This is a genomic window from Bacillus sp. JZ109, from assembly GCF_053903135.1.
In genome coordinates, this window is the sequence record NZ_CP096388.1 from 625,461 (window position 1) to 637,545 (window position 12,085).

Annotated in this window: 10 protein-coding genes; 5 read left to right on the top strand and 5 right to left on the bottom strand. The window is 44.9% G+C overall.

Going from position 1 to position 12,085, the window contains the following annotated elements; all coding sequences use genetic code 11:
- Window positions 1–12: 12 nt before the first annotated feature.
- Window positions 13–522, bottom strand: a complete 510-nt coding sequence (pchR, locus tag M1D94_RS03205; protein WP_003228073.1) for a pulcherriminic acid biosynthesis transcriptional regulator PchR — start codon at window positions 520–522, stop codon at window positions 13–15.
- Window positions 523–947: 425 nt separating this feature from the next.
- Between pchR and pchC the strand changes: the two genes are divergently transcribed.
- Window positions 948–1,694: a cyclo(L-leucyl-L-leucyl) synthase gene (pchC, locus tag M1D94_RS03210; protein ID WP_021480699.1), complete on the top strand. Its 747-nt coding sequence runs from the start codon at window positions 948–950 to the stop codon at window positions 1,692–1,694.
- A 15-nt stretch (window positions 1,695–1,709) separates the two neighbouring features.
- Entirely contained in the window at window positions 1,710–2,927 is a 1,218-nt protein-coding gene (cypX, locus tag M1D94_RS03215; RefSeq protein ID WP_021480698.1) for a pulcherriminic acid synthase, read from the top strand.
- Between the two features lie 38 nt (window positions 2,928–2,965).
- On the opposite strand, the gene M1D94_RS03220 is transcribed toward cypX, so the two are convergent.
- Window positions 2,966–3,427, bottom strand: coding sequence for a MarR family transcriptional regulator (locus M1D94_RS03220; protein ID WP_021480697.1), 462 nt, complete (start codon window positions 3,425–3,427; stop codon window positions 2,966–2,968).
- A gap of 164 nt (window positions 3,428–3,591) precedes the next feature.
- Here M1D94_RS03220 and M1D94_RS03225 point away from each other — a divergent pair, with 164 nt between their 5' ends.
- Window positions 3,592–7,461 carry a metallophosphoesterase gene (locus M1D94_RS03225; RefSeq protein WP_302897035.1) on the top strand — a complete coding sequence of 1,290 codons (3,870 nt, stop codon included), beginning with the start codon at window positions 3,592–3,594 and terminating at the stop codon, window positions 7,459–7,461.
- A 19-nt stretch (window positions 7,462–7,480) separates the two neighbouring features.
- Here the strand turns inward: M1D94_RS03225 and nagR are convergent, their stop codons facing one another.
- The 3 genes from nagR to nagA are packed head-to-tail and all read right to left on the bottom strand — an operon-like array spanning window position 7,481 to window position 10,145.
- On the bottom strand, window positions 7,481–8,212 hold the full coding sequence (gene nagR / locus M1D94_RS03230) for an N-acetylglucosamine utilization transcriptional regulator NagR (RefSeq protein ID WP_072175108.1): 732 nt from the start codon (window positions 8,210–8,212) through the stop codon (window positions 7,481–7,483).
- A 17-nt stretch (window positions 8,213–8,229) separates the two neighbouring features.
- The gene (gene nagB / locus M1D94_RS03235; protein ID WP_088467414.1) at window positions 8,230–8,958 is read right to left on the bottom strand and encodes a glucosamine-6-phosphate deaminase; all 729 of its coding nucleotides are present in this window, start codon (window positions 8,956–8,958) and stop codon (window positions 8,230–8,232) included.
- On the bottom strand, window positions 8,955–10,145 hold the full coding sequence (gene nagA / locus M1D94_RS03240; protein WP_021480694.1) for an N-acetylglucosamine-6-phosphate deacetylase: 1,191 nt from the start codon (window positions 10,143–10,145) through the stop codon (window positions 8,955–8,957). The genes nagB and nagA overlap by 4 nt, the downstream gene beginning before the upstream one ends.
- A 181-nt stretch (window positions 10,146–10,326) precedes the next feature.
- Between nagA and hprK the strand changes: the two genes are divergently transcribed.
- Both hprK and lgt read left to right on the top strand, forming a co-directional pair.
- The gene (hprK, locus tag M1D94_RS03245; RefSeq protein WP_003228097.1) at window positions 10,327–11,259 is read left to right on the top strand and encodes an HPr(Ser) kinase/phosphatase; all 933 of its coding nucleotides are present in this window, start codon (window positions 10,327–10,329) and stop codon (window positions 11,257–11,259) included.
- A gap of 13 nt (window positions 11,260–11,272) precedes the next feature.
- Entirely contained in the window at window positions 11,273–12,082 is an 810-nt protein-coding gene (lgt, locus tag M1D94_RS03250; protein WP_456270414.1) for a prolipoprotein diacylglyceryl transferase, read from the top strand.
- Window positions 12,083–12,085: the final 3 nt, after the last annotated feature.

A 12,085-nucleotide genomic window follows, 5' to 3' on the forward strand; every position in this document is an offset into this window, starting at 1 on the left:
CCGCCTTTTTGTTTACTTTACAGGTTTGTCCGGAGTCCCATCGGTTTGTTCTGCTTCAAGTGTTGACGTCAACTGCTCTAGAAACTTCAATACAGCCTTTTGTTCTTCTTGTGAAAATGAATCGAGGAATTGGTAAAAAGCCAGCTCCTTTTTTTTATGCAGTTTCTCATGTAAGTCGAAAATCCGTCTGCCTTTACGGGTTAATTTAAAATAAACTTCTTTTTTGTTATCTGTCAGCTGATAGCTGTTAATGAATTCTTCCTTGATCAGTTTTGTGCTGATTTTCGTTACATTCGCTTTCGATAAGTTCATTTTTCTGGCAATCCCCGCATTGTTAATGGGTTCATGCTGGCCGATGCAGTCAATGACGTGAATGCTTGTCATATTTTTGGGAATTTCAGCTACATCTTCTTCTGCGGCCTCCTTAAAAAATTGCTGAAGTGAAGTGTTCGCTTTTTGTTCATTAAGGTGCAGCAGTCTCACGTATATGTCGTATATCATCTGTTTTGTCAAATCAGACATAGGCTACCTTCTTTCTTAGGAATAATAGTTTACGATGAAACAATAAAACAAATCGTTTACTGGTGAACAATTTTATTTTATCTTTTCTTGTTTTCGTTGTCAATTGTTGGTGTTTAGACTATTTGTTGATATGTCATGCTGAATATGCGTGTAAAAAGTGTGTGGAAAATGTGATGTTTACATTTATTTTCAAATATTTGGGCACAGATCATATTGACGTTTGGAAGGAAAAGGGATAAAATGACTAATGTTTACTAGTAAACATTTATCATGATATGGGTATTGAAAATGATTATTAAAATCTTAAAAAACATTTGGAAACTTTAAGTGATGCCTGCCATTCGTCTTGTTCAGTTGTTCTAGCTATTCCATCTTGTATTTGAGGGTGATGACTTAAAGCGGGATAAGTTTTAGGGGTGAATGAGATGACCGGAATGGTAACGGAAAGAAGGTCTGTGCATTTTATTGCTGAGCCATTAACGGAAAACTGCAGAGAAATATTTGAACGGCGCAGGCATGTTTTGGTGGGGATCAGCCCATTTAACAGCAGGTTTTCAGAGGATTATATTTACAGATTAATTGGATGGGCGAAAGCTCAATTTAAAAGCGTTTCTGTTTTACTTGCGGGGCATGAGGCCGCTAATCTTCTAGAAGCGCTTGGAACTCCGAGAGGAAAGGCTGAACGAAAAGTAAGGAAAGAGGTATCACGAAACAGGAGATTTGCAGAAAGAGCTCTTGTGGCTCATGGCGGGGATCCGAAGGCGATTCATACATTTTCTGATTTTATGGATAACAAAGCCTACCAGCTGTTGAGACAAGAAGTTGAACATGCTTTTTTTGAGCAGCCTCATTTTCGACATGCTTGTTTGGACATGTCTCGTGAAGCGATAATCGGGCGTGCACGGGGCGTCAGTTTGATGATGGAAGAAGTCAGTGAGGATATGCTGAATTTGGCTGTGGAATATGTCATAGCTGAGCTGCCGTTTTTTATCGGAGCTCCGGATATTTTAGAGGTGGAAGAGACGCTCCTTGCTTATCATCGTCCGTGGAAGCTCGGTGAGAAGATCAGTAACCATGAATTTTCTATTTGTATGCGGCCGAATCAAGGGTATCTCATTGTACAGGAAATGGCGCAGATGCTTTCTGAGAAACGGATCACATGTGAAGGATGATAGGGGGAGTAAAACATGAGCCAATCGATTAAATTGTTTAGTGTGCTTTCTGATCAATTTCAAAACAATCCATATGCTTATTTTTCACAACTGCGGGAGGAAGATCCGGTTCATTATGAAGAGTCGATAGACAGTTATTTTATCAGCCGCTATCATGATGTCCGCTATATCCTTCAGCATCCGGATATTTTCACGACGAAATCACTTGTTGAGCGTGCCGAACCAGTAATGCGAGGCCCTGTACTGGCCCAAATGCATGGAAAAGAACACTCTGCCAAAAGAAGAATTGTAGTGAGAAGCTTCATCGGTGACGCACTGGATCATCTGTCTCCATTGATTAAACAAAATGCAGAAAACTTGTTAGCGCCCTATCTTGAAAGAGGGAAAATTGATCTCGTCAATGATTTTGGAAAGACGTTTGCGGTGTGCGTCACGATGGACATGCTCGGGCTGGATAAAAGAGACCATGAAAAAATCTCTGAGTGGCACAGCGGAGTTGCCGATTTTATCACGAGTATCTCTCAATCTCCTGAAGCGCGGGCACATTCGTTATGGTGCAGCGAACAGCTTTCCCAATACTTGATGCCGGTCATTGAAGAACGTCGCGTCAATCCGGGATCAGATTTAATTTCCATCCTATGTACTTCTGAATATGAAGGCATGGCGATGTCGGACAAGGATATACTCGCACTGATTCTTAATGTGCTGTTAGCCGCAACGGAACCGGCTGATAAGACGCTGGCACTGATGATCTACCATTTGCTCAACAATCCTGAGCAGATGAATGATGTTTTGGCTGACCGTTCGTTAGTTCCGAGAGCCATTGCGGAGACATTGCGTTATAAACCGCCGGTTCAGCTGATTCCGCGGCAGCTGTCCCAAGATACAGTGGTCGGCGGTATGGAAATCAAAAAAGATACGATTGTTTTTTGTATGATCGGTGCGGCTAACCGGGACCCTGAAGCATTTGAACAGCCTGACGTGTTTAATATTCATCGGGAAGATCTTGGCATCAAGAGCGCTTTTAGCGGCGCCGCCCGGCATCTCGCTTTCGGATCCGGCATTCATAACTGTGTAGGAGCAGCTTTTGCCAAAACCGAAATCGAAATTGTAGCTAATATTGTGCTGGATAAGATGCGGAATATCAGATTAGAGGAAGATTTTTGTTATGCTGAGTCCGGTCTGTATACACGCGGACCCGTCTCACTTCATATTGTATTTGACAGGGCTTAATAATATGGAAAGGTCTCTCCCGTGCGGGTGAGGCTTTTTTACATATGCTTGATCCACAAGTTAATAAACGCAGTCACTGTTTTCAACTCATCAATTGAAAATTCATTGAAGAGCTGTTTGTATTGCTCCTTTGCTTTTTGATGAAGCCGTTCATGTAACCCCGCCAGTTCTTTGCCGCTTTCAGTTAACGTATAAAAAATTTCTTTTTTGTTGCCCGGCTTTTTTGTCACTGTAATGATGTTATGTTTCAACAAAGCTTGAATTGCTTTTGAAACAGCTGCTTTTGAGATATGTAAGCGGGATGCTAAGAAGCTGTTATTCACATTTTTGCTGGTATGTAAACAGGAAACAATGTGAAGCTGGGTCAATGTCCAGTCTTTTTTGAGGTGGTCGAGATGTTGTGAGGACGGAATCTGCACCTTTTGCCAGACGCGTTTATCTCTTTTTAATGCGAATTGTTGTATAGCTTGAAATAATTCATCATGAATGCTGTTGTTCATCAATTTGCCTCTCTGATTTAATTGTTAACTGGTTAACTATCCTTAGTTTACTGGGGAATAGTGGAATTTTCAAGAGGCAGACGTTTTTTTGTTCTTTATGCACAAAAATGAACTCATAAGCTTCCCTGTTCAGACGCAAAATACATGAAAAGGGAGGTGCTTTGATGAGGAAATACACGGTTATTGCTTCTATATTACTGTCTTTTCTTTCCGTTTTGTCTGGCGGCCATCATGAATCAAAAGCTTTTCCTGTTGTACAGCAGGAACTATTTCAAACGCCTCATTACATACCCTTGCTTGAAAATCCTCCTCAAATTGATGTGAAAGCTGAAATGAGAAACAATCTAATGATTGAGGCTCAAGTTCGCGATAATTCGTATCAAGCATTTTCCGCCTTTCTTTTTTATAAACAAAGTAATGAGCTGGGCTACAAAATGGTGCCGATGGACCCGACCCCCGGAGCGGTCCGCAAGTTTTTGGCACAAATTCCGAAACGTTTGATTTGGAACAGCGAGCTTGAGTATTACATTGTGATGTCGAATGGGAAGCAGCGGGTGGAGTCGGAGACGAAGAAACTGAAGCTTGAAGGATACCAGGCTGACCTTGCCCATATTCCGGAGCTTCTGATCACAGAGCTGGCGGTTGATACGAAGAATATAGGACGTGCAGACGGTTATGAATTTATTGAGATTTTTAATACGACTGACAGAACGATTGATTTTAAAGACTACCATTTCCGTTACCGCTACCCAAAAGAAGGGCCTGACTCCGATCTGATTTGGAGACCTGATGAAAGGATCTTGATACCATCCGGCGAAACGTTTGTCGTCTGGCTGAAGCCTGCCGGGCATCCAGAATTGACGTCAGAGGATTTCAATCGTTATTATCAGACACAACTAAAAGAAGGAAAAAATCTCGCGGTGATAGACGAGACAGAGGGTATGGCCAATACGAGGCCGCGGGCCGTTGTGATATCAACGAATACAGGAAAGGACATTTCGGTTGCGCATTATCGGAAACATGCGCTGCGCCGGCTGTCATCAGTGCTTTATAAGTATCCGTTGAACGGAACCGCAGAACTTCTGAACATTTCAATCGGGGAAAAGAATCCGTCTCCCGGAACCGTATTACAGGCACAGGTGCCCGAGCAGAAACGGAAAATCAAGCTCGATAAAGAAAAGCCGGTCATTGAGGATTTGACTGACCGCAAGCCTGTCCGCCCTGCTGAAAGCATTGAGCTGCGGGCTGACATACGGGACCGAAGTCTAGTGAAAACAGCGGCCTTTTACTACCGGACGGATGAGAACAAACCGTTTAAGCGAATTCTTGCTGAAAAAGACCGCAACGATAATCTCTACCATTATATTGTGTATTCGCCTGAATTGATCGGGAAGGATCAGCTAGAGTATTATGTGGCGGCCGGGGACGGGATCAATGAAGCGAGAACGCCGGTCAAAATGATTGATATTAAACAAACAAGCAAGTCGCACGGTCTGCGGATGAATATTGAAAACAGAGACACGCTGTCGGGAACTCAATTTCTCAAAGCCACGACAGAAGGGCGAGCTGACCGCATTAAGCTATGGATTGACGGGAAAAAACAAGTGACAGAGCCCGCGATGGAAAAAGAAGTATATTTTGCGTTCGATACGAGGAAAACGAACCTTTATTTTAAAAACGCGGTAACGATGGAAGGAAAAGTGCTGAAGGTGTTCGATGATACAACAAATAAATACCGCACCTATTCTGTTCCATTGCCAGAGACACTGCTTCGGAAAGGGAAGCAGCTGCAGCGTATTACAATACGATCGGGTTCGAAGGTGTCTCCGTTTGATACGGCTGAAAACCGTGATGACTTCTTAGTCAAAAACGCCCGATTGGTGTTATCGGATGGAACGGTGATCAGGGATCAGAGGGTGTCTCCTGAGAAGGAACTCTTTATTGGCGATAATCAGCGCTCGAATAAAAGCTGGCAATTTCAGTTCAATCTGCCTGACGGACTATTTACATCACAGCTGCTGGAGTGGGACACATCAAAGCTTTCTGAAGGCGCTCACCATATTCAAGCAAGCGACGGCAAGGAAAATGTCAGCCTGGTTGTACGGGTAGATAATTCAGGACCTCACATTGAGCCGAATATCACCGAGGGGCAAACGTATAAGGGAAACCTTATCCTGCAGGCCGATATGTATGATAAATGGAGCAAAATTGAGGAAGCGGAGGCGTCTTTAGATGGAGAAAGCATTACACTCCCATATCATACGTCATCTTCTGACCTTTTGCCGGGAAAACATTCTCTAAAAGTGACAGCAACGGATCTCGCGGGCAATAAAACAGTGATTGAGAGGACGTTTAAAACCGAACGAGAGCATCCGGACCAGCCGGAGGTTATAGACAGCGATGCCGACACGCATAAGGCCAAGCTTTCTGTCCGGGTGAAAGATCCGACGAATGATGCCATGGATGTTGGTTTTTATAGGGGATTTCAATATACAGCGCGAAATCATGTGAAAATATTTAAGCACGCGTCACTGACTGAACCGCCGAAAAGCTTTGTGCCGGAAAGGGAGACCCCATTTACGAATAAAGAATTGGAGCGGGTATCAGCTGCTGATGGAAAAACAGTATCGACAGAAAACAAAGAGCTTTTCCCTTATCATCGCTTTGAAGTGACGGTTGATCCATCAATTGATGAGAATGATCTGGCAGAAGCGGTTTGGAAGGGCAGTTCTTTGCCGGGGAGAAAGGTGACGATGTATGCTTGGAATTATCGGACAAACGAATGGCAGCCTGTTGACAGCTTCGTCGCGAAGGATGACAAACCGTTTACGCTGAAAGCGTCTGTGATTGCCGCCGATTTTGTACGGGAGTCGAAAATGAATGTGATTGTACAGGATGAAATTCCTCCTGCGAAGGATATGTACACATTTGTCTGGATGTCTGATACACAGTATTACGCCGAAAGCTATCCGCATATTTTTGATAAACAGACCGAATGGATAAAAGATAATCAAAAGCAGCTCAATATCAAATATGTGTTCCACACGGGTGATATTGTAGATGATTCCGCCGATATCAGACAGTGGAAAAACGCTGATCGGTCAATGTCCGTTCTGGATAAGAACGGAATTCCTTACGGCGTGCTGGCCGGCAATCACGATGTCGGGCATAAGGACGGCTCCTACAGGGCGTTTGGCAAATATTTTGGCAGCGATCGTTTTGATAAAAAATTGCATTATGGCGGTTCCTATAAAAATAACCGCGGACATTATGATCTGATTTCTAGCAACGGCAATGATTATATCATGCTGTACATGGGGTGGGGCATTACGGATGAAGACATCGCGTGGATGAATCAGGTGCTGAAGAAACACCCTGACCGGATGGCAATTTTAGCTTTTCATGAGTATTTGCTGGTCAGCGGAAACAGAAGCCCGATCGGAGAGAAAATATTCAAAGAAATCGTAAAGCCGAACCCGAATGTCGTGATGGTATTGAGCGGGCATTATCATAGTGCGATGAGAAAAACAGATGAGCTGGATGATGATGGTGATGGGAAACCGGATCGTCTTGTGCATCAAATGCTGGCCGATTATCAGGGCGGGCCAGAAGGCGGTCAAGGGTATTTGCGTTTGCTTCAATTTGACCAGGCCAATGACATGGTGCACGTATCGACGTATTCTCCGTATGTAAAGGATAAGAATTACTATGATACGGATACCTATGGCAACAAGGATGAATTTTCCCTTTCGCTTGATTTGAAGCCAAGAATCAAAAAGGTGGAAACCGATTATTTTGAATGTAACGTATATACCAATGAAGAGCTCGGAAAACGGGAGCAAGTGAAGAGCGGGGATACAGCTGAATTCCGCTGGGATCATCTTGAACCGCAGTCTGTTTATTATTGGTACATTATAGTGGAAGACAGTTTTAACGGCAAAACGAAATCACCGATCTGGAAGTTCAAGACGAAAAAAGAAACATATCGTCCGGCACCAGACCAGTTTGATTTTCGCCATGTCTCCAATCCTTAAAAAGGGTTGGAGGCTTTTTTTATGAAAGACGATCCATATAGTGGACAAATGTATAACGGTCGCCTCTGTATACGGATTTTGCATGCTCAAAAGCAGTTCCGTTCTGCAGATATGTCGTTCGTTTAATTAATAGGACAGGCGCTCCCTTTTGAATACCAAGAATATTCGCTTCTTCCATGGTGGCAGCGCTTGGCTCAAGCTCCTGTTTTGCACGGGAAATCGGTATGCTGTTATACCTTTCAATATGATCATAGATCGACGACTGAAAATGCGATTCGTTCAATTCACCCGCAAGCTCAAACGGAATATGTGAGGACTCAATCGCCATCGGAATATCATTTGCCAGCCGCACCCGAGTGATTTTATGGATAGAGGAGGGGTGCCCGCAGCCTAATATAGCCGCGAGCTCCTCAGTTGAATCAATAAGCTGATAATCAATGAGCCTGCTGCCCGGTGTCATCCCGCGGCTTTTCATATCCTCGGTAAAGCTTGTCAGCCCTTGAAGTGCTTGTTCCATTTTTGGCTTGCTGACAAAGGTGCCCCGCCCCTTCAGGCGATAGAGCAAGCCTTCATTAACTAAATTAGAAAGCGCCTGGCGAACTGTCATCCGGCTGATCCCGAATTGTTCGGCATATTCGCGCTCAGAAGGAAGAGGCATATCCGGCTGCAGTTCTCCGCTCTTAATTTGGGTTTTTAATTGCTCCATAATCTGATAATAAATCGGAATAGGCGATTGTTTATTGATATTCATAAGTCAGCATGTTCCTTTCAAGGTCTTAATGACGCGGCTTCACGATCAATCAAAACCGTGACATCGGAATGCAGGTGCAAAGCAGATGCGGGAAAATCTTCGCTTATGTTTCCTTCTAACAGCTTACGAACAGCTTCTGCTTTGCTTTTCCCAGAAATAAGCAGCAGAATGCGTTTGCTTGAGAGAATCGTTCGAATTCCCATTGTCAGTGCTTTTTTCGGCACGCTGTCTATGGAAGGAAAATATCTGGCATTCGCTTGGCGGGTTTGCTCATTTAATGTCACAACATGAGTTCGCGACTTGAAAGAGGTTCCCGGTTCGTTAAAGCCGATGTGTCCGTTTCGGCCGATGCCGAGAAGCTGAATGTCAGTGCCGCCGAGGGACTCGACTAGCTGTTCATACCGTCTGCATTCGGCTTCCAAATCGTCTGCATTTCCATTCGGAATAAAATGCCGGCTAGGCTTGCTGTCGATATGCTGAAATAAACGGTCATTCATATAGAAGTGATAGCTGTTCGGGTCATTGCTTGAAAGTCTGGCGTACTCATCCAAATTAACTGTAGTGACGTTTTGAAATGAGAGATTCTCAGTTTGGTGCAGGCGGATCAGCTCGCGATAAGTGCCTTCCGGTGTGCCGCCCGTCGCTAACCCGAGAACGGCATCAGGTTTTTCTTTGATTGTATCTGCCGTTATTCTGGCTGCTTTTTGGCTTAGCTCTTCATACGTTTGACATTCTATTACTTTCATATCTGGTCAGCCTCCTTGGATATAAATGCAATGTTTCCGCGGCAAATGGTGAGAATCACCTCGCAATCACTGCTGACAATCACTAAATCTGCATCTTTTCCCACAGTCACACTGCCTTTTCGGTCAAAGATGCCCAACTGTTTGGCCGCGTTTGCAGAAGTTATATTAGCTATATCCGTCCAAGAGCAATTTGTAAACTCACGCATATGCCGTGCGCCCTCGTTCATTTTGAGGATCGAACCGGCAAGGGTTCCGTCTGAAAGAAGAGCTGTTCGTCCTCTTACCGTCACACTTTGGCCGCCGAACTCATATACGCCGTCTTTCAGTCCTTTTGCCCTCATGGAATCGGTAATTAAAATGAGCTTGCTGCTGCCTTTCGCCAAAAAAGCAAGCTTAGCCGCTAAAGGATGGGAGTGGATGCCATCGGCTATTAGCTCTGTCACAAACCCATCATGGGCCAGCGCCGTTCCGATCACTCCGGGTTCTCGGTGATGAAACGGGCTCATCGCGTTGTACAGATGGGTCATATGGCTCGCCCCTGCTTTTGCGGCATCCGACAGCATTGCGGAATCGGCATCCGTGTGCCCCATGGACGCGATAATCGATTCTTCTTTCAAATGGCGGATCAGTTCAAAATGCTGATCCTCCTCCGGCGCAAGTGTAACAATTTTGATCAGTCCGCCCGCCTCCTGCTGCCACTTTTTGAAAAGCGCAACATCCGAAGGCCTAATCCACTCTTTTGGTTGCGCTCCGGCTCTTTTAGGTGAAACAAAGGGGCCCTCTAAATGAATGCCGAGCAGTTCTGCACCTAATAAAGAGGACTCTTCAGCCGCTTTCCACTCTCTTGCGTTCACCAAAGCTTGAGAAATGTTCCCATGTTCCTGGGTAATTGTTGTGGCTAAAAAGCTCGTCGTGCCTTCTTCGGGAAGTCTTGATGACATGATGTCGAGCGCAGAAAAGCTTGCATCCATCGTATCTGCGCCATAGCCGCCGTGGATATGAATGTCAATCATGCCGGGAAGCAAAACGGAATTCGCAGGTGCTTGAATTTCTTTTGAATATGACTCCTTGGGCCGTTCTGTTGAGACTGTGCTGATTTTTCCGTCATTGATTCCGACATAGCCGTTTTTGATTACTTCATTTTCTGTCACGATCGCAATGTCTTTGATAAGAAGACTCTCTGCCATAGATGATCCGCCTTTCTGGAATTTGAATACCTTTATTTTACTCTTTTTCAGACTAGTGATCTAGACCAGCTGAGGTGTTTTCCCGCCTTTTATAAAATCTGTTTTAGGTTCAAGCCTGAAAGTGATAAAATGAAATTATTGTGAGCAAGCTCGGGGCAGCCCGGAACAGGAGGAACATATCGTGGCAAAGGTTCGCACAAAAGACGTAATGGAACAGTTCAATTTGGAATTAATCAGCGGAGAAGAAGGAATTAACCGCCCGATTACAATGAGTGACCTATCAAGACCAGGCATTGAAATTGCCGGATATTTTACATATTACCCGAGAGAGCGCGTGCAGCTTCTCGGAAAAACAGAGCTTTCTTTCTTTGAACAGCTTCCTGAAGAGGAGAAAAAACAGCGAATGGATTCTCTGTGCACTGATGTAACACCAGCTATTATTCTTTCTAGAGATATGCCCATCCCGCAGGAGCTGATTGACGCCTCCGAGAAAAATGGGGTGCCTGTCCTCAGATCGCCGCTGAAAACGACAAGACTGTCAAGCCGTTTAACCAACTTCCTTGAGAGCAGGCTGGCGCCTACCACAGCAATTCATGGTGTTCTTGTCGATATATATGGTGTCGGCGTGCTGATCACAGGAAAGAGCGGCGTCGGAAAAAGCGAAACAGCGCTGGAGCTTGTGAAAAGAGGGCATCGCCTTGTCGCCGATGATTGCGTTGAAATTCGGCAGGAGGATCAGGATACTCTTGTGGGAAACGCTCCGGAATTAATTGAGCATCTCCTTGAAATCAGGGGCCTTGGCATTATCAACGTGATGACGCTATTTGGCGCTGGCGCGGTCAGAAGCAATAAACGAATCACGATTGTCATGAATCTTGAACTCTGGGAGCAGGGCAAGCAATACGACCGGCTCGGACTTGAGGAAGAGACCATGAAAATCATTGATACAGAAATTACAAAACTGACGATTCCCGTCCGCCCAGGCCGAAATCTTGCAGTCATCATCGAAGTGGCAGCAATGAACTTCAGATTGAAGCGGATGGGGCTGAATGCCGCTGAACAATTTACCAACAAGCTGGCGGACGTCATTGAAGACGGTGAACAAGAAGAATAGGAGTTGGCGTTAAATGAATGAAGCGATAGAACCACTCAATCCGATAGCATTTCAGCTGGGGCCGTTAGCCGTCCATTGGTACGGAATCATTATCGGTCTCGGCGCTTTGCTCGGGCTGTGGATTGCGATGAGGGAAAGTGAAAAACGGGGGCTGCAGAAAGATACGTTTATTGATCTTGTCCTGTTTGCCATTCCGATTGCGATTATTTGCGCGCGAATTTATTACGTTGCCTTTGAATGGTACTATTATGCGGCACATCCGGGAGAAATCATTAAGATTTGGAAGGGCGGCATTGCCATTCATGGCGGATTAATCGGCGCCATTTTAACGGGTTATGTGTTTTCGAGAGTGAAAAAACTTTCGTTCTGGAAGCTTGCGGACATTGCCGCGCCCAGCATTTTGCTCGGCCAGGCGATCGGCCGCTGGGGGAACTTCATGAATCAGGAAGCGCACGGCGAGGCTGTCAGCAGAGCCTTTTTAGAAAACCTGCACCTGCCTGAATTTATCATCAATCAAATGTATATCAATGGGCAATATTATCATCCTACTTTTTTATATGAATCACTATGGAGTTTTGTCGGCGTCATTGTTTTACTGCTGCTTCGCAGAGCGAATTTGCGTAGAGGCGAGATGTTCTTGATCTATATCATTTGGTATTCAATCGGAAGATACTTTATTGAAGGAATGCGGACTGACAGCTTAATGCTGACAGATTCACTTCGCATCGCTCAGGTGATTTCAATCGTATTGATTGTTTTGGCTGTGGCAGCCATCATCTTCAGACGCGTCAAGGGATACTCGAAGGAGCGGTACGCGGAGTAGACG

Coding starts and splice junctions, on each gene's coding strand:
- pchR (WP_003228073.1), bottom strand. CDS start 522: ATGTCTGATTTGACAAAACAGATGATATACGACATATACGTGAGACTG.
- M1D94_RS03220 (WP_021480697.1), bottom strand. CDS start 3,427: ATGAACAACAGCATTCATGATGAATTATTTCAAGCTATACAACAATTC.
- cypX (WP_021480698.1), top strand. CDS start 1,710: ATGAGCCAATCGATTAAATTGTTTAGTGTGCTTTCTGATCAATTTCAA.
- nagA (WP_021480694.1), bottom strand. CDS start 10,145: ATGGCAGAGAGTCTTCTTATCAAAGACATTGCGATCGTGACAGAAAAT.
- nagB (WP_088467414.1), bottom strand. CDS start 8,958: ATGAAAGTAATAGAATGTCAAACGTATGAAGAGCTAAGCCAAAAAGCA.
- nagR (WP_072175108.1), bottom strand. CDS start 8,212: ATGAATATCAATAAACAATCGCCTATTCCGATTTATTATCAGATTATG.
- M1D94_RS03225 (WP_302897035.1), top strand. CDS start 3,592: ATGAGGAAATACACGGTTATTGCTTCTATATTACTGTCTTTTCTTTCC.
- pchC (WP_021480699.1), top strand. CDS start 948: ATGACCGGAATGGTAACGGAAAGAAGGTCTGTGCATTTTATTGCTGAG.
- lgt (WP_456270414.1), top strand. CDS start 11,273: ATGAATGAAGCGATAGAACCACTCAATCCGATAGCATTTCAGCTGGGG.